22 protein-coding genes and 2 pseudogenes are annotated in these 25,959 nt (G+C 73.2%); 11 read left to right on the top strand and 13 right to left on the bottom strand.

All coding sequences use genetic code 11. The features are described from left to right. Positions 1-206: 206 nt before the first annotated feature. Positions 207-941: pseudogene (locus tag LPU43_RS25280) on the top strand (class I SAM-dependent methyltransferase); the annotation flags it as partial. A 145-nt stretch (positions 942-1,086) separates the two neighbouring features. Next, a complete protein-coding gene (locus tag LPU43_RS25275; protein ID WP_229403022.1) occupies positions 1,087-1,893 on the top strand; it encodes an Fpg/Nei family DNA glycosylase in 807 nt (268 codons plus the stop codon). 187 nt (positions 1,894-2,080) lie between these two features. On the opposite strand, the gene LPU43_RS25270 is transcribed toward LPU43_RS25275, so the two are convergent. After that, a complete protein-coding gene (locus LPU43_RS25270; RefSeq protein ID WP_229403021.1) occupies positions 2,081-2,953 on the bottom strand; it encodes an aminoglycoside phosphotransferase family protein in 873 nt (290 codons plus the stop codon). A 253-nt stretch (positions 2,954-3,206) separates the two neighbouring features. Here LPU43_RS25270 and LPU43_RS25265 point away from each other — a divergent pair, with 253 nt between their 5' ends. Further along, a complete protein-coding gene (locus LPU43_RS25265) occupies positions 3,207-4,424 on the top strand; it encodes a Cmx/CmrA family chloramphenicol efflux MFS transporter (RefSeq protein ID WP_229403020.1) in 1,218 nt (405 codons plus the stop codon). A gap of 210 nt (positions 4,425-4,634) precedes the next feature. On the opposite strand, the gene LPU43_RS25260 is transcribed toward LPU43_RS25265, so the two are convergent. From LPU43_RS25260 to LPU43_RS25250, 3 genes are all read right to left on the bottom strand, one after another. After that, a complete protein-coding gene (locus tag LPU43_RS25260; protein WP_229403019.1) occupies positions 4,635-6,056 on the bottom strand; it encodes a WGR domain-containing protein in 1,422 nt (473 codons plus the stop codon). Positions 6,057-6,197: 141 nt separating this feature from the next. Beyond that, on the bottom strand, positions 6,198-7,571 hold the full coding sequence (locus LPU43_RS25255; protein WP_229403018.1) for an FAD-dependent oxidoreductase: 1,374 nt from the start codon (positions 7,569-7,571) through the stop codon (positions 6,198-6,200). Positions 7,572-7,721: 150 nt separating this feature from the next. After that, complete coding sequence (locus LPU43_RS25250) at positions 7,722-8,870, bottom strand: carboxylate-amine ligase (protein WP_229403017.1); 1,149 nt, start codon at positions 8,868-8,870, stop codon at positions 7,722-7,724. A gap of 199 nt (positions 8,871-9,069) precedes the next feature. On the opposite strand from LPU43_RS25250, the gene LPU43_RS25245 reads away from it, so the two are divergent. The 4 genes from LPU43_RS25245 (at position 9,070) to LPU43_RS25230 (ending at position 13,649) form a co-directional block, all read left to right on the top strand. Then, complete coding sequence (locus tag LPU43_RS25245) at positions 9,070-9,369, top strand: DUF6412 domain-containing protein (protein ID WP_306416173.1); 300 nt, start codon at positions 9,070-9,072, stop codon at positions 9,367-9,369. 265 nt (positions 9,370-9,634) lie between these two features. After that, positions 9,635-10,369, top strand: a complete 735-nt coding sequence (locus LPU43_RS25240) for a YidC/Oxa1 family membrane protein insertase (protein WP_229403016.1) — start codon at positions 9,635-9,637, stop codon at positions 10,367-10,369. A gap of 193 nt (positions 10,370-10,562) precedes the next feature. Beyond that, a complete protein-coding gene (locus LPU43_RS25235; RefSeq protein WP_229403015.1) occupies positions 10,563-11,975 on the top strand; it encodes a chitinase in 1,413 nt (470 codons plus the stop codon). A gap of 120 nt (positions 11,976-12,095) precedes the next feature. Further along, positions 12,096-13,649, top strand: a complete 1,554-nt coding sequence (locus LPU43_RS25230) for a cellulose binding domain-containing protein (protein WP_229403014.1) — start codon at positions 12,096-12,098, stop codon at positions 13,647-13,649. 76 nt (positions 13,650-13,725) lie between these two features. On the opposite strand, the gene LPU43_RS25225 is transcribed toward LPU43_RS25230, so the two are convergent. Then, on the bottom strand, positions 13,726-14,388 hold the full coding sequence (locus LPU43_RS25225) for a DedA family protein (RefSeq protein ID WP_229403013.1): 663 nt from the start codon (positions 14,386-14,388) through the stop codon (positions 13,726-13,728). Between the two features lie 175 nt (positions 14,389-14,563). On the opposite strand from LPU43_RS25225, the gene LPU43_RS25220 reads away from it, so the two are divergent. Continuing rightward, positions 14,564-16,216 carry an alpha-amylase family protein gene (locus LPU43_RS25220; protein ID WP_229403012.1) on the top strand — a complete coding sequence of 551 codons (1,653 nt, stop codon included), beginning with the start codon at positions 14,564-14,566 and terminating at the stop codon, positions 16,214-16,216. 118 nt (positions 16,217-16,334) lie between these two features. Continuing rightward, positions 16,335-17,093: a 3-oxoacyl-ACP reductase FabG gene (gene fabG / locus LPU43_RS25215; RefSeq protein ID WP_229403011.1), complete on the top strand. Its 759-nt coding sequence runs from the start codon at positions 16,335-16,337 to the stop codon at positions 17,091-17,093. A 221-nt stretch (positions 17,094-17,314) separates the two neighbouring features. Here the strand turns inward: fabG and LPU43_RS25210 are convergent, their stop codons facing one another. From LPU43_RS25210 to LPU43_RS25195, 4 genes are all read right to left on the bottom strand, one after another. Beyond that, positions 17,315-18,139 (bottom strand): GSU2403 family nucleotidyltransferase fold protein, encoded by an 825-nt coding sequence (locus LPU43_RS25210; protein WP_229403010.1) that lies wholly within the window; start codon positions 18,137-18,139, stop codon positions 17,315-17,317. Further along, entirely contained in the window at positions 18,117-19,136 is a 1,020-nt protein-coding gene (locus LPU43_RS25205) for a helix-turn-helix domain-containing protein (protein ID WP_229403009.1), read from the bottom strand. The genes LPU43_RS25210 and LPU43_RS25205 overlap by 23 nt, the downstream gene beginning before the upstream one ends. Positions 19,137-19,367: 231 nt before the next feature. Next, on the bottom strand, positions 19,368-19,784 hold the full coding sequence (locus LPU43_RS25200) for a hypothetical protein (protein ID WP_229403008.1): 417 nt from the start codon (positions 19,782-19,784) through the stop codon (positions 19,368-19,370). Continuing rightward, a complete protein-coding gene (locus LPU43_RS25195) occupies positions 19,777-20,187 on the bottom strand; it encodes a hypothetical protein (RefSeq protein WP_373321821.1) in 411 nt (136 codons plus the stop codon). Before LPU43_RS25195 ends, LPU43_RS25200 begins: the two co-directional genes overlap by 8 nt. A 166-nt stretch (positions 20,188-20,353) precedes the next feature. On the opposite strand from LPU43_RS25195, the gene LPU43_RS25190 reads away from it, so the two are divergent. Continuing rightward, entirely contained in the window at positions 20,354-21,259 is a 906-nt protein-coding gene (locus LPU43_RS25190; RefSeq protein ID WP_229403006.1) for a Gfo/Idh/MocA family protein, read from the top strand. A gap of 143 nt (positions 21,260-21,402) precedes the next feature. Here the strand turns inward: LPU43_RS25190 and LPU43_RS25185 are convergent, their stop codons facing one another. Both LPU43_RS25185 and LPU43_RS25180 read right to left on the bottom strand, forming a co-directional pair. Beyond that, positions 21,403-21,672 carry a type II toxin-antitoxin system prevent-host-death family antitoxin gene (locus LPU43_RS25185; protein ID WP_229403005.1) on the bottom strand — a complete coding sequence of 90 codons (270 nt, stop codon included), beginning with the start codon at positions 21,670-21,672 and terminating at the stop codon, positions 21,403-21,405. Positions 21,673-21,807: 135 nt separating this feature from the next. After that, entirely contained in the window at positions 21,808-21,999 is a 192-nt protein-coding gene (locus tag LPU43_RS25180) for a DUF2795 domain-containing protein (RefSeq protein ID WP_229403004.1), read from the bottom strand. A gap of 68 nt (positions 22,000-22,067) precedes the next feature. Here LPU43_RS25180 and LPU43_RS25175 point away from each other — a divergent pair, with 68 nt between their 5' ends. Next, the gene (locus LPU43_RS25175; RefSeq protein WP_229403003.1) at positions 22,068-23,324 is read left to right on the top strand and encodes an erythromycin esterase family protein; all 1,257 of its coding nucleotides are present in this window, start codon (positions 22,068-22,070) and stop codon (positions 23,322-23,324) included. Positions 23,325-23,415: 91 nt separating this feature from the next. Here LPU43_RS25175 and LPU43_RS25170 read toward each other — a convergent pair whose 3' ends face one another. Both LPU43_RS25170 and LPU43_RS25165 read right to left on the bottom strand, forming a co-directional pair. Beyond that, positions 23,416-25,626 (bottom strand): MMPL family transporter, encoded by a 2,211-nt coding sequence (locus LPU43_RS25170; protein ID WP_229403002.1) that lies wholly within the window; start codon positions 25,624-25,626, stop codon positions 23,416-23,418. Positions 25,627-25,693: 67 nt separating this feature from the next. Next, positions 25,694-25,959 (bottom strand): annotated as a pseudogene (locus LPU43_RS25165) (TetR/AcrR family transcriptional regulator); the annotation flags it as partial.

The raw sequence follows: 25,959 nt of genomic DNA, 5'->3' as shown, positions 1-25,959 counted from the left end.
GCCGCAGCCACGCGTAAACGCCCATGAGGTACCCAACCGGCCCGCCGCCGACACGCCCCGTCGCCCGTGCGGCGACGGAGTGAATTTCGGGTGGCGGGGGGACTTGCGGGGCAGCTCGGGGGAAATCTATCTTTCCGATGTATCGATCCGATATATCGATGCGCCGCCCGAGGCGGCGGTCAGGGGGCGGCGACATGTCCAGCGGGCAGTTGTACGACACCATCGGCGCCACCTACACCACGACGCGGCGCACGGAGCCCCGCATCGCCGCGAGGATCTGGGCCGCCCTCGGCGCTGCCCGGACGGTGCTGAACGTCGGTGCCGGCACCGGCTCCTACGAGCCCACCGACCGCGACGTCACCGCAGTGGAACCGTCCGCGCTCATGCGGGCGCAACGGCCGGCGGGCGCAGCACCGTGCGTGGCCGCCCGCGCCGAGAGCCTCCCGTTCGCCGACCGGGCGTTCGACGCCGCGATGGCCGTCTCCACCGTCCACCACTGGTCGGACCCGATCGCCGGGCTGCGCGAGATGCGACGCGTGGCCCGCCGTGTGGTGGTGTTCACGCACGATTCCAGCGCCGCCGGATGGCACGACCGGTTCTGGCTCACCCGCGACTACCTGCCGGAGACAACAGACCTCTTCGTCGGCCGGCCGTCGCTGGCCGAGCAGGCCCGCGCGATCGGGGCCCGCGTGGAGCCGGTGCCGATTCCGTGGGACTGCGCCGACGGCCTGTTCGAGGCGTACTGGCGTCGCCCCGAGGCGTACCTGGACGATCGGGTGCGCCGCGCGGTGTCGGTGTGGGCCAGGGTCGGCCCGGAGGCCGAGCAGCGGGCGGTGCGCAGCCTCCGTGCGGATCTTGCCTCGGGCCGGTGGGCCGAACGCAACTGTGACCTCGTGACCCTCGACGCAGCGGAACTCGGCCTCCGCCTGCTCGTCACCTGAGACCGCCCCATCCTGCCCCCGCCTCCCCGCGCGGGTGGCCCTCGATAGATCCTGGCGAGAAACGGCCCCCATGAGGGCCGTTTCTCGCCAAGATCTCCTGACGTCGTCGGGTGGGTGGGCAGCCCGGAGGCTACCCTTGGCCCCCGTGCCAGAGGGACACACCATCCACCGCCTCGCCACCCGGCACGCCGAGCTGTTCGCCGGCGACAGGGTGCGCGCCGCCAGCCCGCAGGGCCGCTTCGCCGAGGGCGCGGCCCGGCTCTCCGGCACCGTCCTGGAGGACACCGAGGCGTACGGCAAGCACCTGCTGCACCACTACGCGGGCGAGCTGATCCTGCACGTGCACCTCGGCCTGTACGGGAAGTTCACCGACGGGCCGGGCGAGCCGCCCCCGCCCGTGGGCCAGGTACGGCTGCGGCTGGCCAGCGATCGGCACTGGCTCGACCTGCGCGGCCCCACCGCGTGCGAGCTGCTCACCCCGCCCGAGGTGGCGGCGCTGCGCGATCGGCTCGGCCCCGATCCGCTGCGCGCCGACGCCGACCCCGACCGCGCGTACGCCCGGATCTCCCGCAGCCCGACCCCGCTCGCGGCGCTGCTGCTCGACCAGTCGGTGGTGGCCGGCACGGGGTTGATCTTCGTGACCGAGGCGCTGTTCCGGGCCGGGCTGCCGCCGCTGCTGCCCGGCCGGGAACTGACCCCGGCCCGCTGGCGGGAGCTGTGGGCCGACCTGGTGGCGCTGATGACCCGGGCCGTCGAGGTCGGCCGGATCGACACCGTCCGCGACGCCCACCTGCCGGAGGTCACCGGCCGTGCGCCCCGGGTGGACCGGCACGGCGGCGAGGTGTACGTCTACCGCCGCCCCGGCCAGCCCTGCCACGTCTGCGCCGACGAGGTGCGCCGGGGCACCCTGACCGGCCGCAACCTCTACTGGTGCCCCACCTGCCAGCGCTAGCTCGGGCGTGGGTCGGGGCGCGGGAGACGCGCGGCCACGCCGCGAGATCGTGCTCGATCCGGGAAGATGTGGCTTCCCAGCCGTGACGAGGCCACCGGTTCCCTGATCGAGCACGATGTTGCGCCCCGCCCCGCCCCGCCCCGCCCCGCCTCGCCTCGCCCCGGGCCGGGCCGGGCCGGCGCAGACCCTAGTCCAGGCCGGCGAGCCAGCGAGCCGTCTCGATGTTCTGGGTGAAGACCGTGTCCCCGCCGATGCTCCAGGCGAGGGTCTGCCCGATCGCCCAGCCCCGGACCCGCTCGACGTCCAGCCCCAGCCCGGCGCTGAGCCGGCCCAGCCGGTGCCGTACCGCCGCAGGGGAGTGGCCCAGCTCGGTGCCCCGGACCATCGCCACCACCCCGAACTCGCGCTCGCCGGCCAGCGGCTTCGGGTCGATGACCAGCCACGGCTCCCGGGCGGCCCGCAGCACGTTGCCGGCGTGCAGGTCCTGGTTGACCAGCACCTGCTCGCCCTGCGTGCCGGCCAGCTCGGCGAGCCGGTCCAGCGCAAGGTCCAGCAGTCGCCGCTCGTACGGCCGGCCGGCCCGCTCCCAGCTCGCCGGCATCCGCTCCCGCCAGCCGGCCGCCTCCTCGGCCAGCGGGGTGAACGGCGCGCCGGCCGGTAGCCACAGCCTAGGCAGCAGCCCGACGACCACGTCCAGCGCCTGATCCGCCGGCAGGGCGTGCAGCGGCGTGCCCGGGACGCAGCGCTCCACCAGCAGCGCCCGCCGACCCGCGTCGTGGGCGAGGAGCCGGACCGCTCCCTCGCCCGCCCAGCGCGACAGGGCCGTGGCCTCGTGCGCGCTGTCCGGGTCCGGGTACTGGAGCTTCAGCACCGCGCGGGTGCCGTCGGGCAGCTCGGCCGGCAGCGCCAGCGAGGCGAAGGCGTACGGGAAGGGCGGCCCCACCCGCAGCCCCCATTCCTCGGCGCACCCGGCCAGCAGGCCGGGCAGCGCCGCCAGCCACTCGCGGCCGGCGGGCACCCGCCGCACCCAGCCCAGCCCCTCGGGGATGTCCACGGTCACCGCACCATCCTCGCCCTGCCCGGTGCCGAGGCGCCCGCCCGGGTGACCCAACGTGGACAGTAGTATCGGCACCATGTCGAGCCCCGAGGCGTCCACGGCGGGGGCTGCCGGTCACGCCGCCAGCCCCCGGAACCGCTGAGTTCCTGACCCGCTTCCCTGCGGCTTCCTGCCGCGTGGGACATTCGCGCGCACCCTCGGGCGCTGGCCGCGGTGACGAGACGTCTCCTCGTTTCCTCTCACCTCGGAGTTCTCGATGCCTCTGCCGCTCTACCTGCTCGCCGTGGCGGTCTTCGCCATGGGCACCTCGGAGTTCATGCTCGCCGGCCTGGTGCCGGACATCGCCACCGGCCTGGACGTGTCGATCGGGGTCGCCGGGCTCCTGACCTCGGCGTTCGCTGTCGGAATGGTCGTCGGCGCGCCGCTGATGGCGGCGCTCGCCCGCCGGTGGCCCGCCCGGGCCGCCCTGCTGGGCCTCGTGCTGGTCTTCGCCGTGACCCACGTCGTGGGTGCCCTCACGACGAGTTTCGCCGTCCTGCTCGCGACCCGGGTCGTCGCCGCCCTGGCCAACGCGGGCTTCCTGGCCGTGGCGCTGAGCACGGCAGCCGCGCTCGTCGCACCCGACCGGAAGGGGCGTGCGCTGGCGGTGCTGCTCTCCGGTACGACGGTGGCCACCATCGCCGGAGTTCCCGGTGGCGCGGTACTCGGCGCGTTGCTGGGCTGGCGGGCGACCTTCTGGGCCATCGCGCTGCTCTGCCTTCCGGCCGCCTACGGCGTCGTGCGGGGCGTCCCGGCCCCTGCCGGAACGGCCCCTGCGGCCCCTGGTGGCACTGCGGGCACCGCGCCCGCTGCGGGCACTGCCGCCCGCTCGCCGCTTCGCGGTGAGATCGCCCAGCTCGCCAGGCCCCGGCTGGCCCTGGTCATGCTGCTCGGTGCCCTGGTCAACGCGGCGACCTTCGCCACGTTCACCTTCCTCGCGCCGATCGTGACCGACACCGCCGGTCTGGGCGAGCTCTGGGTCCCGGTGGTGCTGGTGCTCTTCGGCGTGGGGGCCTTCTCCGGCGTCACCCTCGCGGGGCGGCTCTCCGACCGGCGTCCCGGCATCGTGATCGCGATCGGGGGCCCGTTGCTGCTGCTCGGCTGGGTGGCGTCGGCGACCCTGGCCGCCCGGCCGGTGGCCCTCCTGCCGCTCGTCTTCGTGCAGGGAATGCTCTCCTTCGCGCTGGGCAGCACCCTGATCGCCCGGGTGCTCTACGAGGCGGCGGGCGCCCCCACCATGGGAGGGGCCTACGCGACCGCGGCGCTGAACATCGGCGCTGCCGGCGGCCCCGTCGTGGCGGCGGCGACCCTCGGGGCCGACGCCGGTGACCTCGGCCCGGTGTGGGTCAGTGGCTTCCTGGTGGCGGTCGCGCTGCTCGTCGCCCTGCCGCTCCTGCGCGTCATCGCACCCCAGGACGGCCGGGCGAGCCGCTGACCCAGGCGAGGCCCCGTCGGGGCGTCGGGGCCGAACGCGGAGGCCTGACCCGACCGGGCGGCACCGCCCCCGCCCGCGTGAGCGGACGGGGGCGGTGGCCGGAGGAACCGGCCGGCGGTCAGCGGTGGCCGACCGGGCCGGCCTGGCAGTCAGCGCAGGCGGCCCGAGCCGGCCTGGCGGTCAGTGGAGGCGGCCGAGTCGGCCTGGCGGTCAGCGCAGGCGGCGGATGTCGCCGTACGCGCGGTAGAAGCCGCCCCGGCCCGCCTCGCGGACGTCGGTGACCAGGTAGCGCGCCCCCGGCTCGCGAATGCCCTTGGGGAACTGCACCGACCAGTCGCGGTGGTAGCCGTCGGAGAGGACGTGGACCCGCAGCCGCCCGCCCTCGTCGACGCACTGCACCACCACGCCGCCCCGCTCGTCGGTGGTGACCTCCACCGTGGTCCAGGCCGCCGGCTCGGGCATCCGGGCCGGGGCCTTGACGTCCACCACCTCCGGCACGCTGCCCGCCTCGGCGGCCCGGATCGCCGGCTCGCTGGCGTCGACGCAGGCCAGGTAGCCGCTGGTGGTGACCACGTAGAGCCGCTCGTCGTGGTACTGCATCGAGTACGCCGAGCCGCAGCCGGTGCCGAGCTTCCACAGCCGGTTGCCGGCCGCGTCGAAGCAGTAGATCGAGGAGTGGTTGTCGCCGGCGAAGACGTACCGGCCGTCCTCGGCGGTGGCGCAGGAGAAGACGGGGGCGTCGCAGCGGTACGTCCGCTCGGCCCGCCCGTCCTTGCGCAGCCGCACCACCTCGCGGGTGGCGGTGCCGGCGAACACGGCGTCGCGCTCCTGCCAGCCGAAGAGCACCGAGCCGGTGCGGGTGTGCCACAGCTCCCGCCCGGTGCGCCAGTCGTAGCCGGTCACCCCCTGGGAGTGGCCGTGGTAGAGCGCGTCGGCGTCGCAGCGGACCATCCACGCGGCCCGGCCGCGCCCCGGGCGCCGCCAGAGGAACTCGTCCTCGTGGTCGATCGCGGCGATCCCGCCGCCGGCGTCGGAGACGCCCAGCACCCCGTCGTGGATGTCGAGCCAGTAGATGTCGATGTCCGGGCTGATCGCGTACGCCGCGCGGGGCACCTTGCCCGAGAGGTCGTAGACGTTGCCGTCGTCGCAGCCCGCGTAGATCCAGGCGTCGTCGGCGACGATGCACTTCACCCCGTCGGGGAGCCGGACCTGGTTGAGCAGGCGGGCGTCGTGGTCGAGGGTGGTGATCACCCCGTGCTCGTTGCCGACCATGCAGTGCTGCCCGTCGACGAAGATGCCGAACGCGGGCGCGCCGGAGGCGTAGCGCCACAGCACCGGCGCGGTGCGAGCGGTCGAGCGGGTGCTGACGATCTCCCGCCGGGAGACGGGTCGCTTCTGGCGGATGCCGGGAGTCGCCGGGGCGTACCCCTTGCGGACCTTCTCCCCGATCTTCTTCGCGGCGGCGGCGCGGGCGCGGGCGTTGTCCGGGTACGCCGTGGTCTTCACCTGGCCCTGGTCGCCGATCCGGCCGTAGCGCACGGTCAGCGCGGTGTCGTCCACCACCACCTCGTAGAACTTGTGCGCCGAACCGCCCTCTTCGGACAGTTCGAGGTAGGTCGTCTCCTGCGACATGGGATCGCCTTTCGAGGGGAAGGGCGCGGGACCCGGCACCGCACCAGCGCGCACACGCTAACCGCGCCCCCCGACAGGATCGACCCGACGTGTTGGGAGGGGGCCCTTCCTATGCAGAAAGCGTTAACAGGGTGCCCTTCCTTACCGGCGGTCCAGGGCGTCCACGGCCTTGCGGGCCGCGATCAGCACCGGGTCCCACACCGGCGCGTACGGCGGGGCGTAGCCGAGGTCGAGGCCGGTCATCTCGTCCACCGTCATGCCGTTCCACAGCGCCACGGCCAGGGCGTCGATCCGCTTGGCCGCCTCCGACCAGCCGACGATCTGCGCGCCGAGCAGCCGCCCGCTGGACCGCTCGGCGATCAGCTTCACCGTCATCGGCCGCGCGCCCGGGTAGTACCCGGCCCGGTTCGTCGACTCGGCCACCACGGACACGAACTCGAAGCCGCTGGCCGCCGCATCCCGCTCCCGCAGCCCGGTGCGGCCCACCTCCAGCTCGCAGACCTTCGTCACGGCCGTGCCGACCACGCCGGGGAACGTCGCGTACCCGCCGCCGAGGTTGATGCCCGCGACGCGGCCCTGCTTGTTGGCGTGGGTGCCGAGCGGGATGTGCACCGGCAGCCCGCTGACCCGGTGCAGGCTCTCCGCGCAGTCGCCCGCCGCCCACACCCCGGGCGCCCCGGGCACCCGCATCCGCCGGTCCACCCGGATCGCGCCGGACGGGCCGAGGGGGATGCCGGCCGTCTCCGCGAGGGCGACGTTGGGGCGTACCCCCAGGCCCAGGACCACGACGTCGGCCGGGATCGGCCCGGCGGCGGTGACCACGGCGGACACCCGGCCGTCGCGCTGGTCGAGCCCGGTCACCTCCGTGCCGGTACGGATGTCGATGCCGATGCCCCGCATCGCCTCCGCGACGAGGGCGGCCATGTCCTCGTCGACCGTCGACATCGGCTGGTCGGCCTGCTCGACCAGGGTGACCGACAGGCCGCGCCGGATCAGCGCCTCGGCCATCTCCACCCCGATGTAGCCGCCGCCGACCACCACCGCGCGCCGGGGCGCGGGGTCGGCGTCCAGCCAGTCGCGCAGGGCCGCGCCGTCGTCGAGGGTCTGCACGCCGAAGACGCCGGCCACCCCGTCCTCGGCCCAGTCGGGCTTCGTCGGCACCGCGCCGGTGGCGTACACCAGGTCGTCGAAGCGCTCGCGGACCTCGCCGCCGCCGTCGAGGTCGCGGGCGACCACCTCGCGGCGGCCCAGGTCGATGGCGGTGACCTCGTGCCGCAGCCGCACGTCGATGTCGAAGTCGGAGCGGAAGGTGGCGGGGTCGCGGGCGATCAGCTCGTCCCGGTCCTCCACGGCCCCGCTGATCCAGTACGGGATGCCGCACGCCGAGTACGACGTGTGGTGCCCCCGCTCGAACGCCACGATCTCCAGGTCGGCGCGGCCCCGGCGGCGTCGGGCCTGGGAGGCCGCCGCCATTCCGGCGGCGTCCCCGCCGACCACGATCAGCCGCTGCGTCACGCCGACCATCCTGTCACGCCGCCCCCGCTCCACGGTTCGATGTGCTCGGGTGCCCGCCCTGCCGACGTCCCGGCGCGCTCGGGCCCGCGCCCGGGTTCGCCGACGCGTCCGGCCCCGGGCGGGCCGGCCGGGTCGGGCCCGGCGACGCGGTCAGCCACGGGTCTGCCGCGCCACGTCCTGCACCACGTCGACGAGGTTGCCGGTGCGCGCGAAGACCGCCCGCTGCCGGGCCGCCCCCGTGCCGTGCCGGCGCAGGCCGCCGAGCAGGTCGGTCACCTCGGCGAGGTCGCCGTGCCGCTCCAGCTCCGGGCCGAGCCGCTCGACGAGCCGGTCCAGCAGTTGCCACGCGGGGCGCAGCTCGCCGTCGGTCACGTCCACGCCGTCGCCCTCCAGCCCGTCGTGGGCGGCCCGCCAGTGCGCGCCGACGAGCAGGTGGTGGTCGGTGCGGATCGGCTGCCGGCCGGCGGCGACGTCGGCGATCGCGGTGGCCACCAGGGCCCGGACCAGGGCGGCGACCAGCACCGCGTCGTCCACCGACGGGCAGACGTCGCCGATGCGCAGCTCCACCGTCGGGTACTTCGCCGACAGCCGGGCGTACCAGTAGAGCATCCCCTCGTCGAGCATCATGCCGCTGGCGATGAGCTGCCGGATCAGCCGCTCGTAGTGCTCGTGCGACTCCAGGTACGGCGTCGGCGCCACCGACGGCCAGCGCTCCCACTCGATCGTGCGCCAGCTCGCGTAGCCGGTGTCCTCGCCGCCGGAGAACGGGGAGTTGACCGTCACCGCGTGCAGGATCGGCAGCCACGGCCGGACGTGGTTGAGCACCTGCACGCCGGTCTCCGGGTCCGGCACCCCGACGTGCACGTGCATGCCGTTGTTGCCGGGGCCGGGGACCAGCAGCCGGTACCGCTCGATCATCCGGTCGAAGCGGGGCTTGTCGACCACCGGGGGGACGGGGCCGGCGACCGGGCCGGTGCCGATGGCCAGCAGCCGTACGCCGGCGCGCTCGGCGGCCTCGGACAGCGCCCCGCGCAGCACCCCGAGGGAGTGCCGGATCGAGGAGAGCTCCAGCCCGGGCGGGCTGCCGATCTCGATCTGGCTGGTCTGGAACTCGCGCTCCACCTGCCCGCGCAGCTCGGCCGGGACCTGCTCCATCACCAGGTCCACGGCGGGTACGGCGGCGCCGGTGTGCGGGTCGACGAGCAGGAACTCCTCCTCGACGCCGACGGTCAGCAGGCCGGTGCCGCCCGGGGCCGCATCCCGTTCCCGCTGCGCCACTGAACCGCTCATCGCCCTCACCGTCCGTTTCCGTGCCGCCCGCGGCCCCGCGCCGCGACGTCGACCGGCCATTACCCAGGGTGTCCGGTGGCGGAAACGCCTTCCGAGGTGTGTCGCCGGCCGCCACGCCGCTCACCTTCCGAGCGGGCGGGACTGGGCGTTCCCCCTCGACGAAATGCCCCTCCCTCGCGAGTGGACAGCGCCGCCTAGGCTCGCTGGCGTGGCCGGGTTGCTGGTGGCGGTGACGGGGACGTGGGCGTACGCGCTCACCCACCTGACGGTGCTCGCGGACCGCCCGGCCGAGTTGCTCGCCGGGGCGGCCGTGGCCGCCGCCGTGCTGCTCACCGTGCTGCTCGCCGGCCGCCCCGGCGCGGTCGCCGGCCCGCCGGGCCGGTCCGCCGGGCGGGGCGTCGGCCTGCGGGAACGCGCTCGCCGCCGAGGGGTGCCCCGGCAGGTCGACCCGGACGCGGCCGGTCGCCCCCGCCCCCGCGCGCCGGGCCCGCGCCCCTCGGCCGGGTAGCGCTTCCCGGGCCGGCCCGGCCCTGCGCCGGGGCCGGTCACCCGGGGCGCGGCGGGCGGCTCCCGCCCGCCGCGTCGCCGTCGCCGCCCGGCCGGTTCCGCCGTCATCCGCCCCGCCGACGCCGCCCGCGGCCGGCCGCCGACGCCCGTCCAGGGCCGGCCACGTCCCCGCTCACGGGGCGGCCGCCGACGCCCGTCCGGGGTCGGCCGCCGTCCCATCCACGAGGCCGGCCGGGGCACCCGGAATCGCCATCGAGGGGTCACCCATGCTCACCTTCGCACCGCTGCACGGCCCGGTCGGCGTCGCCGCCACCGCCGTCACCTGGCTCGCCGACGCGCTGCACCCGCTGGCCGGCGGGGCCGCCACGGCCGCCGCCATCGTCGGCTTCACCGTCGTCGTCCGGCTGCTGATCTCGCCGCTCACCCTGGCCCAGGTGCGCGGGGAGCGGCGCCGCGCGGCCCTCGCCCCGCAGGTCCGCGACCTGCGACGCCGGTATGCCGACGACCCGGCCCGGTTGCAGGGTGAGCTGTTCGCCCTCTACCGGTCGGCCGGGGCGAACCCGGTCGCGGGCTGCCTGCCGGCGCTGCTCCAGGCCCCGTTCCTCATCGTCATGTACCGGCTGTTCAGCACCGACGAGGGCGGCACCGGGCTGCTCGACGAGCGGCTCGCCGGGGTGCCGCTGGGCTGGCACGTCTCCGACGGCCTCGGCGGGGCGGCCGGGCCGCTGTTCGGGGCGCTGCTCGCGGCGCTGGTGGCGCTGGCCTGGTGGTCGTCCCGGCGGGCCCGCGCGGTGGCGGCCGTCGACGCCGAGGCGGGTACGCCGACCGGCGGGTCGGGCGCGGCCGTCCTGGCCCGGCTGGTCCCGCTGGTGCCGTACCTGACCGTGGTGGCGGCGCTGATGGTGCCGCTGGCGGCGGTGCTCTACCTGGTCGCCACGACGGCCTGGACCGCCGCCGAGCAGGCGGTGCTGCGTCGTCCCCGGCCGATGCCGGCCGGCTGAGCGGGGGTCCCGCTCCGTCTCGACGCCGGGAGCGCGGCTCGCCCACGTCTCGGCAGGGTGAGAGGGGAGCCCCTCTCCACCGGAGGCGTCGACAAGCTGCCCTTCTTTACGGTCTGGACAGAATCAGTTAACACTCCTAATAATAAGCCCTACTTAGACGGGCTTGGATACAGCCCCACCCTCGGAGGGTTGCATGAAGCGTTCTAGATCCCTTGTCCTCGGCATGGTCACGGCGGTAGCCGCGACCGTCGGGGCGGCCTGGGTGGCGCTGCCGGCGTACGCCGCCGGCCCCACCGCGACCTTTGTGAAGGCCTCCGACTGGGGAGGCGGCTGGGAGGGTCGGTACACGATCACCAACGGCGGGTCCACCGCCATCTCCAGCTGGACGCTCGCCTTCGACCTGCCCGCCGGCACCACCGTCGGCAGCTACTGGGACGCCCTGCTGACCTCCTCCGGCCAGCGGTTCACCTTCACCAACCGCTCCTGGAACGGCAGCCTCGCCCCCGGCGCGTCCGCGACGTTCGGCTTCCTCGCCACCGGCACCGGCAGCCCGACGAACTGCCGGGTGAACGACGCCCCCTGCGGCGGCGCCGTGCCCACCACCCCGCCGGCCACGACCAGCGCGCCGCCGGTGACCAGCGCGCCGCCCACCACCCCGCCGCCCACGACCAGCGCGCCGCCGACCACCTCGCCGCCGCCGAGCAGCGACCTGCCCAAGCGCCTGCTCACCGGCTACTGGCACAACTTCGACAACCCGGCCGTCGAGCTGCGGCTGCGCGACGTCCCCGCCGAGTACGACGTGGTGGCGGTCTCCTTCGCCGAGGCCACCTCGACCCCCGGCGCGGTCACCTTCGCCGTCGACCCCGGCCTCTCCGCCTCCCTCGGCGGCTACACCGACGCCGACTTCTCCGCCGACGTGCGGACGCTGCGGGCGCGCGGCAAGAAGGTCATCCTCTCGGTCGGCGGCGAGACCGGCCGGGTCGCGGTGAACAGCGCCTCCTCGGCCACCGCGTTCGCCGACAGCGCCTACGCCCTCATCCAGCGGTACGGCTTCGACGGCGTCGACATCGACCTGGAGAACGGGCTCAACCCGACGTACATGGCCCAGGCGCTGCGTTCCCTGCGGGCGAAGGTCGGGCCGAGCCTGATCATCGCCATGGCGCCGCAGACCATCGACATGCAGAACCCGGCCTCCAGCTACTTCAAGCTCGCGCTGGACATCAAGGACATCCTCACCGTCGTCAACACCCAGTTCTACAACTCCGGGGCGATGCTCGGCTGCGACCAGAACGCCGCGTACGGCCAGGGCACGGTCAACTTCATCGTCGCCCTCGCCTGCATCCAGCTCGAGAACGGGCTGCGTCCCGACCAGGTCGGCCTCGGCCTGCCCGCCGGCCCCGGCGCGGCCGGCGGCGGCATCGTCTCCCCGAGCGTCGTCAACGCGGCCCTCGACTGCCTGGCCAAGGGCACCAACTGCGGCAGCTTCCGCCCGCCGCGCACCTACCCGGGCATCCGGGGCGCGATGACCTGGTCGATCAACTGGGACGTCAGCAACGGCAACAACTTCGCCCGCACCGTCAAGCCGCACCTCGCCACCCTGCCGTGACCCGCCCCACCCTGCCCTGACCCGCACCACACCGCGTGACCGCCGGCCCGCCCCGCGCGGGCCGGCGGACCGCCCACCCCCTCGGGCGGAAACCCCCACCACCGGTCCCTGGAGGCCACCGTGAAACTCCGTTCCCCCCGCGCGGCGATATTCGCCGCCGGGATCGCCGCCGCCGTCGTCGCGGCCACCCTCATCGCCCCATCGGCCGCGTCGGCGGCGACCGCCGCCTTCGTCCGCACGGCGAACTGGAGCAGCGGGTACGAGGCGCGGTTCACCGTCACCAACGACGCCTCGACCAGCATCAGCTCCTGGAACGTCCAGTTCGACCTGCCTACGGGCAGCTCGGTCAGCTCCTTCTGGGACACCACGATCACCACGTCGGGCCAGCGCGTCACCGCCGTCAACAGGTCCTGGAACGGCTCCCTCGCCCCGGGAGCCAGCGCCTCGTTCGGCTTCATCGTCACCGGCTCCGGCGACCCGACCAACTGCACCGTCAACGGCGCCTCCTGCACCGGCGGCGGCACCCCGACCGGCCCGGCCACCCCGGGCGGGCTGCGGGTCACCGGCACCGCGACGTCGTCGATCTCCCTGGCCTGGAACGCGGTCACCGGTGTGACCGGCTACCGGGTGTACGAGGGCGACGCCGTCAAGGCCACCGTCACCGCCACCTCCGCCACCGTCTCCGGGCTGGCCACCTGCTCCGCGCACAGCTACACCGTGGCGGCGTACAACGCCTCCGGCGAGTCGGCGAAGTCGCCCGCCGTCTCGGGCACCACCACCGGCTGCACCGGCGGCACCGGGTCGATGGCCGTCGCACCGTACTACTACCCGGGTTGGGGCAACCCGCCCGCGCCCGCGACGGTGATGAGCGCGACCGGCGTCAAGTGGTTCACCATGGCGTTCATCCTCTCCGGCGGCGGCTGCACGCCGGCCTGGGACGGCACCGGGTCGCTCACCAGCGGCGCGCACGCCAACGCCATCGCCGCGATCCGGGCGGCCGGCGGCGACATCATCCCGTCCATCGGCGGGTGGAGCGGCAACAAGCTCGGCCCGAACTGCTCCTCCGCCGCCGAGTTGGCCGGGGCGTACCAGAAGGTGATCGACGCGTACGGGCTGAAGGCGATCGACGTCGACATCGAGAACAGCGACGAGTTCGAGAACGCGGTCGTGCAGGACCGCATCCTCGGCGCGCTGAAGATCGTCAAGCAGAAGAACCCGGGGATCAAGACCATCATCACCTTCGGCACCGCGACCACCGGGCCGACGTCCCACGGCATCCGGCTGATCAACCAGGCCGCGGCCCTCGGGGTGGACATCGACACGTACACGATCATGCCGTTCGACTTCAACGGCGGCGCGAACATGTACCAGAGCACGATCAACGCGGCCGAGGGTCTGAAGAACGCGCTGAAGAGCGCCTTCGGCTGGTCCGACGCCACCGCGTACTCGCGCATGGGCATCTCCGGCATGAACGGCCTCTCCGACCAGCAGGAGCTGACCTCGCCGGCGACCTGGACGCAGATCCGTGACTGGGCGAAGGCCCGGGGCCTGTCCCGCTTCACCTTCTGGTCGGTCAACCGCGACCGGCCGTGCCCGGGCGGGGGCGTGATGGAGAACTGCTCCGGCATCGCCCAGAACAACTGGGAGTTCACCTCCATCAGCGTCGGCTTCTGAGTCGGCGCGAGGAGAGACACCCCGTCGACGCCCGCGGTGGGGAGGGGTTCCCCTCTCCACCGCGGGCGGCACCACGTCAGCGACCGGCGGTCACGGACCGCCGGTCGCGGCGGCGGCGCACCTTCTTCACCACCCAGCTCACGATCATGAGCCCGAAGACGGCGAAGATCGCGTAGTTGAACCAACTGCTGAACCGGTCGACCTCCTGCCAGCGCGAGCCGAGCGCGTAGCCGGCTCCGACGATCAACCCGTTCCACACCCCGCTGCCCAGCGTGGTGAGCAGGACGAACTCGCCCAGCGGCATCCGGTTCGCCCCGGCCGGGACGGAGACCAGGCTCCGGACCACCGGCACCAACCGGCCGATCAGCACGGCCCACCGGCCGTGCCGCTCGAACCAGCGGTCGGCCTTCTCCAGGTCGTCGGTGTCCACCAGGGGGATGTGGTCGAGCCAGCGCTTCAGGCGGTCCTCGCCGACCGCCGCGCCGAGCCAGTAGAGGACGAGCGCGCCGACCAGCGAGCCGACCGTCGCGGCGACCACGATGAGCACGACGTTGAACCGGCCCTGCGACGAGAGGTAGCCGGCCATCGCCAGCACGATCTCGCTGGGGATGGGCGGGATGATGCTCTCCAGCGCCACCAGCGCGGCCACGCCGACCGCGCCCAGCGAGTCGATGACGTCGGCCACCCAGCCGGTCAGGCCGGTGAACTGCGACGGGTCGACGTCCTGGGCGTTGGCCATCGGGTTCCTTCCGCTGCTGCGCCGGGGGGATCGGAAGGTGGTACCCACCCCCGGACCGATCACACCCGCCGATGACGGGCGTCTCACGGCCGCGCACCGCCACCAACCCACCCGGACGCCGATGCGGGAGGCGCTCACGTTTGCCGAAAGGTGGAAGCGGAGAAGTTTCCCCCGCATGGGTGACAGGTGGTACTCCGAGGCCGTCGTCTACTGCCTCGACATCGACACGTACGCAGACTCGGACGGCGACGGGGTCGGCGACATCCGCGGCCTGATCGGCCGCCTCGACTACCTGGCCCGGCTGGGGGTGACCTGCCTGTGGCTGCACCCCATCCACCCGTCGCCGAACAAGGACGACGGCTACGACGTCACCGACTTCTACAACGTGGACCCGCGCTTCGGCACCCTCGGCGACTTCGCCGAGCTGCTGCACCAGGCGCAGAACCGGGGCATCCGCGTGATCATCGACCTGGTGGTCAACCACACCTCCGACGAGCACCCGTGGTTCCAGTCCGCCCGCTCGTCGCCCGACTCGCCGTACCGCGACTGGTTCGTCTGGTCCGAGCACGAGCCGGCCGACCGGCACCAGGGCATGGTCTTCCCCGGCGAGCAGAACGAGACGTGGAGCTACGACCGGGCCGCCAAAGCGTGGTACTACCACCGCTTCTACAAGTACCAACCGGACCTCAACTTCGCGAACCCCCAGGTACGCGAGGAGGTCAAGAAGATCGTCTCCTTCTGGCTCCAGCTCGGCGTCTCCGGGTTCCGCATGGACGCCGTGCCGTTCATCATCGAGCTGACCGAGCCGGGCAACCCGAACTCCCCGAAGGACTTCGAGTTCCTCTCCGAGCTGCGCCAGCACGTGCAGTGGCGGCGGGGCGACGCCGTCCTGCTCGCCGAGGCCAACGTGGAGCCCGACCAGCTCCCCGAGTTCTTCGGCGACGGCGGCGGCTCCGGCAACCGCATCCACATGCTCTTCGACTTCATGCTCAACGGCCGGCTCATGCTCGCCCTGGCCCGCCGCGACCCGGAGCCGGTGATCGAGGCCCTGCGGGACACCCCCACCCTGCCCACCGGCGGGCAGTGGGCCACGTTCCTGCGCAACCACGACGAGATCGACCTGTCGCGGCTCACCGCCGAGCAGCGCAACCAGGTGTACGCCGAGTTCGGCCCCGACGAGGAGATGCGCATCTACGACCGGGGCATCCGCCGCCGGCTCGCCCCGATGCTCGGCAACGACCGGCGCCGCGTCGAGCTGGCGTACGCGCTCCAGTTCTCGCTGCGCGGCACCCCGGTGCTGCGGTACGGGGAGGAGATCGGCATGGGCGAGGACCTGTCGCTGCCCGGCCGGGAGGCGATCCGTACCCCCATGCAGTGGTCCTTCAAGCCCAACGCCGGCTTCTCCACGGCCGACGCGGAGAAGCTGGTCCGCCCGGTCATCGACTCCGGCGACTACTCGTACGAGAAGGTCAACGTCACCGCCCAGCGCGGCGACCACCGCTCGCTGCTGTCCTGGTTCGAGCGGATGATCCGGACGCTGCGCGAGGCCCCGGAGATCGGCTCCGGCTCCACCACCCACATCGACGTGCCGATGCCGGCCGGGGTGCTCGCCCACCGGGCCGACGGCCCGACCGGGACGATGGTCTTCCTGCACAACCTCGGCACCGAGGACGTGGAGGTCGACCTCGGCACGCTCGCCGCCGAGGCGGACCTGCCGCTCGACGTGCTCGCCGACCGCAACTACGGCGAGGTGGGCAAGCTCGACGCCCTGAAGCTCTCCGGGTACGGCTACCGCTGGATCCGGCTGTGCCGGGGGTCCGGCTTCTGACCGCCGCCCGCCCGACCGGCAGCCGCCCGCCGCCCGCCGCCGGGCGAAACGGGGCCGCCGGTCGGGGGCCGGGGTCGGCTAGGCTCCGGGGATCGCCGTAGGTTACCGGGAGGTAGGCATGTCCGAGGAGCAGCGGGTAGCGATCGTCACCGGGGCCGCGCGGGGGATCGGGGCGGCCACCGCCCGCCGGCTCGCCGCCGACGGCCTGGCCGTCGCCGTCGTCGACATCGACGAGTCGGCCACCAGGGACACGGTGGACGCCGTCGTCGCGGCCGGCGGCCGGGCGCTCGGCGTCGGTGCCGACGTGGCCGACCGCGCCCAGGTGGAGGCCGCCGTCGAGCGGGTCGCCGCCGAGCTGGGCGCGCCCACCGTGCTGGTCAACAACGCCGGCGTGCTCCGCGACAACCTGCTGTTCAAGATGACCGACGCCGACTGGGACACGGTGCTGGGCGTCCACCTGCGCGGCGCGTTCCTGTTCAGCCAGGCCGTCCAGCGGCACATGGTCGAGCGGAAGTGGGGCCGGATCGTCAACCTCTCCAGCACCTCGGCGCTGGGCAACCGGGGGCAGGCCAACTACGCCGCCGCGAAGGCCGGGATGCAGGGCTTCACCAAGACCCTCGCCATCGAGCTGGGCCCGTTCGGGGTGACCGTCAACGCGGTCGCGCCCGGCTTCATCGTCACCGACATGACCGCCGCCACCGCCGCCCGGATGAAGATGGACTTCGAGACCCTCCAGAAGCACGCCGAGGCCGAGATCGCGGTCCGCCGCGTCGGCCGCCCGGAGGACGTCGCCCACACCATCTCGTTCCTGGCCAGCGAGGGCGCGTCCTTCGTCTCCGGCCAGGTCGTCTACGTCGCCGGGGGCCCCAGGGCCTGAGTGCAAGGAAGGGCACCTTGTTAACGCCCACGGTAGAGAAGGGGGCCCTTCTCACCCCGTCGGCTCGTGGAGGAGGTGTAGGCAGCGGTAGCCGCCGGGCAGCCCGCTGTCCGGCAGACGGCAGTGGGGCCCGGCCCGACGGCAGACGCGGGAGCGTTCGGGCGTTGCTCGCTGCCGCAAGCCGGCGTACGAGTACCCCCGTTAGCGCATCGCCGAGGTGGTCAACTCACTGAAGCCAGGATGTCCTCGGCCAGAGCAGAAACGGCGGCCGCGACAACCGGCGGGTCTCCGATGCCCTCCTCTGCCCTTCCCGCCATTATCGATCCTGGCGCGTCGGGGCCTGCCGCGAACAGGCCCGCAAGGAATTCCAGGGCCCGATCGGTAACCTGGCCAGCGAGATCATCGGCCCGCAACTGCGGCAGCATGGCGGTGAACCGCTCGGTAGGCACGGCTACCAACAAGCGGTAGATGTCATGGGCGTCCTTGTCCACAAGACGCCGGGGTGTCTCCTGCCGTTCGCCGATCTTGTGTAACTTGGCCACAAGCAAAGCGGCGGGCCCAGCTACGTTGGCTACGTAGATTCGCCCGTCCCCCGGAGCGAGCCCATGTATCTCCGTAGCGGCGTGGTCGACGACTGCAGCTTCCAGCCCCACGGCCCTCCTGGCGGCACTCCTGGAGTGTGGTGGAATCCTTGCCGCGCGCCGGCTCGAGCCACCGGCAAGCGCTTCCGGAACCATCAGGTCGACCGGAATTCCTTTAGGGTTCCGCCATGCTCCCGGCTGACGCGCCTGTAGATCCAGGTGAAAGCCTGCTGCGCTCATGGCCGCCTCAAGCAGTGGCTCCTGTGGCAGTGCGCGCGTGTCCAGTGCAAGGTCGCAGTCCTTGGTCGTTTCGGCCAAGGCGACGGGGGCGGCCCCGGTGTGCAGGTAGATTGCTTGTGCTCCCACCACGATCACAGCATCGGAATGCTCCCGCAGGGCCTGTAGCGCGTCCAGTAACGCGCTGCGTACGGCTACCAGCAGGTCAGCGTCGCCATACCCGCTCATGTTTCTCCATCCAGTCAAGGAGTTCATGCCCCTCGGCAGGGCTTCGTCCGGGACCTGTCAGCAGATCGACAGCGGCCTGACTCGGGGCGACATAAGTCAAGCCGTCGTCCTGGACCACTCGATCGAACACCACATCGTATTTGCCGTGAGCGACGAGCACATTCGCGCCGCTGTCGACCTGCCGTAGCCCGAGTCTTTCCGCAGCTTCGTCGAGATCGTCTACGTAGACCATTGCCAGTTTTGCGGGCGCGTATGGCGCTAGCCGGTGTGCAGCCAAAGAGCCGGTTAGGGCATAACGTATCCCCTGGGTATAGCGTAGACTTTCCTGAAACGCCGCCAGGCCTCGTGGATTCAGGTAGGCAGCCACGCTATTGCTGCGCTGGAATCCGTAATCCTCGCTCCATCTTTCCAGGATCCGGCGCCACTCGACATCCACCAGCGGCCCCCCGGGGTCGCGCCTGACAAGCGCTTCGCGCTCAAGGAACTCGACGACACGGTAGGTCGCCCCTGTGGACGCCCCTGACGCCCGTATCAGCTCCGGAACGGTCATAGGTCTGGCTGTGTCAACCAGGGCGCGGACCACACAGGCGGCGGGTTGGCCCTGTAGCGTCCCGCGCGGCCTCCCCGGTCCACGCCAAGGGTCTCGATCGGCGCCCCTGTCATGCAGATACATCGCGGGACGTTCAAGCAGTACGTGCATGTTGCCAGTGGCGTCCGCGTAGGAGACGCCGCGCTCCTCTAGCCAGGCGCGGGCCGAGGATCCGAGATACCGTGCGGCGATCATGAGCACCGGGTTGTCGACGTGGGGAAGGCTGTGCGAGCGAAGCCGGTCAAGGGCCCCGGCAAGATCGCCGGTGACGACGGAGCGCTTTGCCTCGATGATGAGGGCCGCTTTCGTCCCATCCGGTGCCTTCAGGTCGGCTATGCCGTCGATTCGGTGCTGATCCACTTTTTCGTCCAGCTCGATGGACCATCCAGGCGGCAGGCGTTCCCTCACGAGCGCCACAGCGTGGCGCAAAATGTCGACCTGGCGCTCTGGCGGCATGCCAGGGTGAGGCTTATGTGAGGACCGCACGCCCGCTCCCATCGCTCGGTTCGGGTAACCGGCTACTTCCGCTTGGAACGGAATAAGCCTATATCCAGAACCCGTCACGGTGGACGACCAATCGGTGACCCGGCGTGTCGTGTTTTTCCGCGAGGATGGGCGACGGATGGACGCGGCGAGGGATTAACGGGTGACGGTGCGGGTGCGCCAGAGCCAGAGCAGGCCGAGGACCGGCAGCACCAGCGGGATGTAGCCGTACCCGCTGCCGAACTCCGACCAGACCGTCTCGTCCGGGAACAGCTCGGGGTCGACCAGGCTGAGCACGCCCACGCCCACCACCCCGACCAGCTCCACGGTGCAGCAGGCCAGCGCCACCCGCCGGCCCGCGTGGCCGGCGCGGGCCAGCCCCACCGCGGCCACGACGTAGATCAGCGCGGCCACCGCCGAGAGCAGGTACGCCACCGGAGCCTCGTCGAACTTCGTGGCGATCTGCAACCCCGCCCGCGAGGTCGCGGCGATGGCGAACAGGAGGTAGACGGCGATCAGCAGCCGGCCCGGCCCGGCGTTGGTCACCCTCCGGGGCGTCTCGGTCTCAACCACCGAGCACCTCCCAGGTCTGCTGGAGGCGGACCACCACGACCGGGACGACCAGGCAGATCGCGCAGATGATCCCCGAGCCCCACCGGGTGGGCTCCATCCGGGCCAGCACCCAGGCCAGCGCCGGCAGGCAGACCAGCGTCACCAGGTAGCCGAAGAACGCGCCGGGCTCGCCCGGCCGCTCCCCGCCGCCGAGGGCGACCAGAGCCAGCGCCGTCAGCGCGAGCAGGCCCGCCTCCAGCACGGCCAGGCCGGCGAGCTGCACCCGGTCCGGCGGCCGGTTGCGCACGGCCGCGACCAGCGCCCACACCGCGAGTACGAGCGACAGCACGATCGTCGCCGTGGCGAGGGCCCCGTCCACCGGCGAGCCGGCCGCGGCGGCGCTGGTCATCGACGCCACCGGCATCGGAGTCTCGGTCACCGGCACAGCCTACTAACCGGTGTAGTACTCGCCCCGACCCGCCCGCCGACCAGCGGTTCCGGGCCTGGCGGCTGCGTCGGCCGGGCCGGACGGCTAGCGTGGTTCACGGCCACGGGACCGCCGGGGCCGGCGACGACGCGGGGAGTGCAACGTGCTGCGGTTCGGCTTGTTCGGCACCGGCCACTGGGCGGCGGAGACGCACGCGGCGGCGATCGGCGCGCACCCGGGCGCGGAACTGGCCGGGGTCTGGGGCCGCAACCCCGAGCGGGCCGCCGAGTTGGCCGGCCGGCACGGGGTGCCCGCCTTCACCGAGGTCGACGCGCTGCTCGACGCCTGCGACGCGGTCGCCGTGGCGCTCCCACCGGACGTCCAGGCGGACATCGCCGTACAGGCCGCCACCGCCGGTCGGCACCTGCTGCTGGACAAGCCGCTCGCGCTCACCCTCGCCGACGCCGACCGGGTGGTCGCCGCCGCCCAGGAATCCGGGGTCGCCTCCGTGGTCTTCTTCACCCAGCGGTTCCACCCGAACGTCACCGGCTTCCTCGCGGCCACGGCGGCGGCCGGCGGCTGGCAGCACGCCCGCGCGACGATGCTCGCGTCGATCTTCCAGCCCGGCAACCCGTACGGCGGGTCGCAGTGGCGGCGGGACCGGGGCGCGCTGTGGGACATCGGCCCGCACGCCCTGTCGCTCATCCTGCCGGTGCTCGGCCGGGTGACCCGGGTCGCGGCGACCGACGGGCCGAGCGGGCTGGTCAACCTGCTGCTCACCCACGACGGCGGGGCGACCAGCACGATGTCGCTGAGCCTCGACGCGCCTGCGGCGGCGGTCACCCGCGACTTCGTCTTCTTCGGCGAGAACGGCGTGGAGACCGTCCCGCCGGGGGACGGCAACGCGCTTACCGCCTTCGGCACCGCGATCGACCAGCTCGCCGAGGAGATCGAGGCGGGCACCCGGGACCACCGCTGCGACGTCCGGTTCGGCCGGGAGGTGGTGGCCGTCCTCGACGCCGCCGAGACCGCCCGCGCCGAGGCCCGCACCGTCACCCTGCCTGACTGAGCACGCGGCCGAGTGCCAGGCCGCCCGCCGGCGGAGTGGACGAGGCCTTATGCCCGCGCTGTCAGAGGGCGTCGTACACGCGTCGCTCCGGTGGCCGAGGTGGACGGCGGCCCGGTCGACCTGGACGGTGTATACGGGGACGGTCACAGGCCGAGATCCGTGCGTAGCTCGGTCAGCGGGATCGGCCGGTCGCCGGCTTCGATGCGGGCCAGGGCGTCCCGCGCGGCAGCCACGTCGGTGGCCTCCTCGGCCCGCTCGATCGCCTCGGCCACCTCGGCCGGGACGATCGCCGCCAGGCGCTGCCCACGGCGGGTCACGTAGGTGATCCGCCCCGCGTAGTGCGCGCGGGACACCACGTCCGCGAGGCTGTCCCGGGCATCGGAGATCGGCAGCTCGGCTGCGGGCTCGCTCATGCCCCCAGCGTACGAATCGTACGACTCGTACGGCAGAGCCATCGGAAAACCGCACCCCGCCCCGCCGCCGGCTTTCGCGCCGGGCCCACCGGTCGGGCTGGTGGCTGCTGTCCGCACCTTTCCGTGGCTGTTGGCTCAGGCGAGGGTGTTCAGGGCGGTGCTCAGCTCGGTGGGGGAGTCGAACTCCTCCGCCGGCAGCGAGCGCAGCATCCGCAGCAGCTCCGTGCTGGCCCCGTTCTCCTGGCCCCAGCGGACCAGGTCCTCCCGCGAGACCGGGTAGTCGAGCCCGCCCAGGTACTCCAGCAACTCCGCACCGCCCACGGTCATGCCGCCGACTACCCGGGGCGGAGCGGAGCATGCCGGTTTGTGCCGGCGGGGGTCGGGTAGCCGCTCGCATGCTGGTACAGCGGCTCGGCGCGCCGAGCGACTTCGACCCGTTGCTGGAGCGGGCGCGGGACGCCCGGATCGTCATGATCGGCGAGGCGTCGCACGGCACCCACGACTACTACCGGCTGCGTGAGCAGCTCACCCGGCGGCTCGTCGCCGAGCAGGGCTTCTCCTTCGTCGCCGTGGAGGGGGACTGGCCGGACTGCGAGCGGGTGCACCGCTCGGTCACCGCCGCCCCCGGCGGCCTCGCCGACCCGCAGGCCGCCCTGCAACGCTTCGAGCGCTGGCCGACGTGGATGTGGGCCAACGAGGAGGTGGCCCGGTTCTGCCGCTGGCTGCGGGCGTGGAACCTGGAACACCCGCCGCAGGGGCGGACCGGCTTCCACGGGCTGGACGTCTACAGCCTGTGGGAGTCGATGCAGGCGATCTTCGACTACCTCGGCGAGGAGGATCCGACCTCGCTGGAGGCGGCACAGGAGGCGTACCGCTGCTTCGAGCCGTACGGCCGGCGGGTCGAGGAGTACGGCGCGGCCAGCCGATTCGTCTCGGCCCGCTGCGAGGAGGAGGTGGTGGCGCTGCTGGCGCGTACCCGGGAACGGGCCGCCGGGGGCGACGCGGACCGCTTCTCGGCCTGGCAGAACGCGGCGGTGGTGGCCGGCGCGGAGCGCTACTACCGGGCGATGGTGGCCGGCGGCCCGGAGTCGTGGAATGTGCGGGACATCCACATGGCGGACACCCTGGACCGGCTGCTGGACTTCCACGGCCCGGGCTCGCGGGGGATCGTCTGGGCGCACAACACCCACGTCGGCGACGCCCGGGCCACCGACATGGCGGCCGGCGGGATGGTCAACGTCGGCCAGCTCGCGCGGGAGCGGCACGGGGCGGACGACGTGGTGCTGGTGGGCTTCGGCGGCTACCGGGGGACGGTGGTGGCGGCGCCGCGCTGGGGTTCGCCGGCCGAGTCGATGGTGGTGCCGGCGGCCCGGCCGGGCTCGGTGGAACGGCGGCTGCACGAGCTGCTGCCGGAGCGGGCGGTGCTGGTCTTCGGCGGCCCGGACCAGCCCGGCTGGGTCACCGACGAGCACGACCACCGGGCGATCGGCGTCGTCTACGACCCGAGCTTCGAGTCGTGGGGCAACTACGTGCCGACCCGGCTGGGCGAGCGCTACGACGCCTTCGTCTGGTGCGACGACACGACGGCGCTGCACCCGCTGCCCGCGCTCAGCGCGTTCGGCGAGTTGGAGACGTACCCGGCGGGGGTCTGAGGAAGGCGCGGCCCGCCGGCGGGCCTGGAAGAGGGACCGGCCCCGCCCCGCCGGGTGCGCGGCGGGGCGGGGCCGGTGGGGCCGGCCGGTCTCAGCGGCCGGCCGGCTCCTTCTCGGCGAGGTGGGCGCGCAGGCCCTCGCCCTCGACGTCCACGTTCGGCAGGATCCTGTCGAGCCAGCGGGGAATCCACCAGGCGGCCTTGCCGAGCAGCGACATCACCGCCGGGACGACGGTCATCCGCACCACGAAGGCGTCGATGGCCACGCCGACGGCGAGCGCGAAGCCCATCGACTTGATGATCGGGTCGTCGAGGAAGACGACGAAGCCCCCGAAGACCGAGATCATGATCAGCGCGGCGGCCGTGACCACCCGCGCGCCGTGCCCCATGCCGTTGATGGTGGCCTGCTGCGCGGTGTCGCCGTGCACGAAGTCCTCCCGCATCCGGGAGACCAGGAAGACCTCGTAGTCCATGGCCAGGCCGAAGAGGATGCCGATGAGCAGGATCGGCAGGAAGCTGACCAGCGGGCCCGGGGTGTCCAGGCCGACCAGGTCGGCCAGGTGCCCCTGCTGGAAGATCGCCACCGTGATGCCGAACGTGGCGGCGACCGTGAGCAGGAAGCCCAGGGCGGCCTTGATCGGCACCAGGATCGACCGGAACACCAGCATCAGCAGCAGGATCGACAGGCCGACGACCAGCACCAGGTAGATCGGCATCGCGTCGGAGAGCTTCTCCGACACGTCGATGCCGACCGCGGTCACGCCGGTCAGCAGCACGTCCGCGCCCTGGACGGAGGAGACCTGGCGGCGGATGTCGTGCACCAGGTCCTCGGTGGCCTCGTCGGTCGGGCCCGACTTCGGGATCACCCCGAGCAGCGCGGTCCGCCCGGTCGGGTCGGTCTGCGGCGGGGCCACCGCGAGCACCCCGTCCGTGCCCTGGATGAGCTGCGCGACCTGCGGCGCGGCGGCGGCCGTGGACTGCGGCGAGTCGGACGTGACGACCACGGCGAGGCGGCCGGTGAAGCCGGGCCCGAAGCCCTCCCGGATCAGGTCGCTGTTGACCCGGGGCGCGGTGCCGGCGGCGGCGGTGCTGGGGTCCGGCAGGGCCAGCCGCATGTCGGGCGCGGGCAGCGCGAGCAGGCCCAGGCCGACGAGGGCGACCAGGATCACCGGTACGCGCAGCCGGGTGGTCAGCCGCCCCCACCGGAAGCCGAAGCCGGAGCGGTCCTCGGCCGCTGCCGCCGCCTCGGGGGTGTCGGTCGGGTCCGCGCCGTTGGCCGCCGCCTCGGTCTTGCGCAGCTTGCGCGGGAGCACCCGGGTGCCGGCGAAGCCGAGCAGGGCCGGGGCGAGGGTGATCGCGACCAGCACGGCGACGGTCACCGTGCCGGCGGCGGCCAGGCCCATCACGCTCAGGAACGGGATCCGCACCACCGCGAGGCCGGCGAGCGCGATGACCACGGTGGCGCCGGCGAAGACGACCGCCGACCCGGCGGTGCCGACGGCCCGGCCGACGGCCTCCTCACGGGACAGCCCCTCCAGCAGGTTCTGCCGGTAGCGGGAGGTGATGAACAGCGAGTAGTCGATGCCGACCGCCAGGCCGAGCATCAGGGCCAGGACCGGCGTGACGCTGGTCAGCTCGACCGCACCGCTGAGCGCGAACAGGCCGGCCATGCCGACGCCGACGCCGATCAGTGCGTTGAGCATGGTCATCCCGGCCGCGACCAGCGAGCCGAACGTGATGATCAGGACGATCGCCGCCACCAGGACGCCCAGCGCCTCGGTCGAGCCGACCTCCGGCTCGCCGCTCAGCACCTCGCCGCCCGGGGCGAACTGCCAGCCCTCCTTCTCGGCCTGCTCGCCCACCTTCTCGTACGCGTCGCGCTGCTCGGAGGTCACCTCGTCCGCCCGGCCGGCGAACTGCACCTGGATGAGCGCGTACCGGCCGTTCGGGGAGATCGCCTGGGCCTGGTACGGGTCGACCGCGCCGATGACGCCGGGCAGGGTGGCCGCCTCCTGGGTCACCTGCCGGACCAGGGCCTGCCCCTCCGGGGTGGCGAGTTGGCCGTCCGTTGGGGCCTTCACGGCGATGGTGCCGGTGGCCCCGCTGGCCGCCGGGAACCGCTCGGCGAGCAGGTCGATCGCCTTCTGCGACTCGGTGCCGGGCATGGTGAAGTTGCTCGCCGTCGGGCCGCGCAGCGTCAACGCGGCGATGCCGAGGCCGACGAGCACGACGAGCCAGACGACGGCGACGAGCCGCCGGTGGCGTAACGAGGCTCGGCCGAGCCGGTACAACAGGGTCGCCATCAGATCCTTGTCCTCGGTCGTGTGGGTTGAACTGGACGGTGGTGGTGGGCTGGACGGTGGTGGTGGGTCAGTCGGGAGGGACCAGGGCGCGGCGGACGAGGCCGAGCAGCGCCTCGCGCAGCTCGTCGTCGGCGACGTCGTCGTACTCGCCGCACGTCTCGGCGATCCCGGCGAGGACGACGAGCGCGGCGATCCGGGCCGCCGGGCGCGCCGAGTGGGCGGCCAGCGCCGCGACCAGCCGTTCGGAGATCTGCTGCACGTGGGCGAAGGCCGGGTGCTGGAGCAGGTGCGCGAACTCGCCACGCAGCAGCGCGATCTCCCGGCGGTAGCGCA

Origin of the sequence: Micromonospora okii, from assembly GCF_020884795.1 — a bacterium.
Lineage (GTDB): Bacteria > Actinomycetota > Actinomycetes > Mycobacteriales > Micromonosporaceae > Micromonospora > Micromonospora okii.
This window is presented reverse-complemented; position numbering and strand designations above follow the sequence as displayed.

Coding starts and splice junctions, on each gene's coding strand:
- LPU43_RS25265 (WP_229403020.1), top strand. CDS start 3,207: ATGCCTCTGCCGCTCTACCTGCTCGCCGTGGCGGTCTTCGCCATGGGC.
- LPU43_RS25260 (WP_229403019.1), bottom strand. CDS start 6,056: ATGTCGCAGGAGACGACCTACCTCGAACTGTCCGAAGAGGGCGGTTCG.
- LPU43_RS25240 (WP_229403016.1), top strand. CDS start 9,635: ATGCTCACCTTCGCACCGCTGCACGGCCCGGTCGGCGTCGCCGCCACC.
- LPU43_RS25235 (WP_229403015.1), top strand. CDS start 10,563: ATGAAGCGTTCTAGATCCCTTGTCCTCGGCATGGTCACGGCGGTAGCC.
- LPU43_RS25225 (WP_229403013.1), bottom strand. CDS start 14,388: ATGGCCAACGCCCAGGACGTCGACCCGTCGCAGTTCACCGGCCTGACC.
- LPU43_RS25220 (WP_229403012.1), top strand. CDS start 14,564: ATGGGTGACAGGTGGTACTCCGAGGCCGTCGTCTACTGCCTCGACATC.
- fabG (WP_229403011.1), top strand. CDS start 16,335: ATGTCCGAGGAGCAGCGGGTAGCGATCGTCACCGGGGCCGCGCGGGGG.
- LPU43_RS25210 (WP_229403010.1), bottom strand. CDS start 18,139: ATGAGCGGGTATGGCGACGCTGACCTGCTGGTAGCCGTACGCAGCGCG.
- LPU43_RS25195 (WP_373321821.1), bottom strand. CDS start 20,187: ATGCCGGTGGCGTCGATGACCAGCGCCGCCGCGGCCGGCTCGCCGGTG.
- LPU43_RS25185 (WP_229403005.1), bottom strand. CDS start 21,672: ATGAGCGAGCCCGCAGCCGAGCTGCCGATCTCCGATGCCCGGGACAGC.
- LPU43_RS25180 (WP_229403004.1), bottom strand. CDS start 21,999: ATGACCGTGGGCGGTGCGGAGTTGCTGGAGTACCTGGGCGGGCTCGAC.
- LPU43_RS25175 (WP_229403003.1), top strand. CDS start 22,068: ATGCTGGTACAGCGGCTCGGCGCGCCGAGCGACTTCGACCCGTTGCTG.
- LPU43_RS25170 (WP_229403002.1), bottom strand. CDS start 25,626: ATGGCGACCCTGTTGTACCGGCTCGGCCGAGCCTCGTTACGCCACCGG.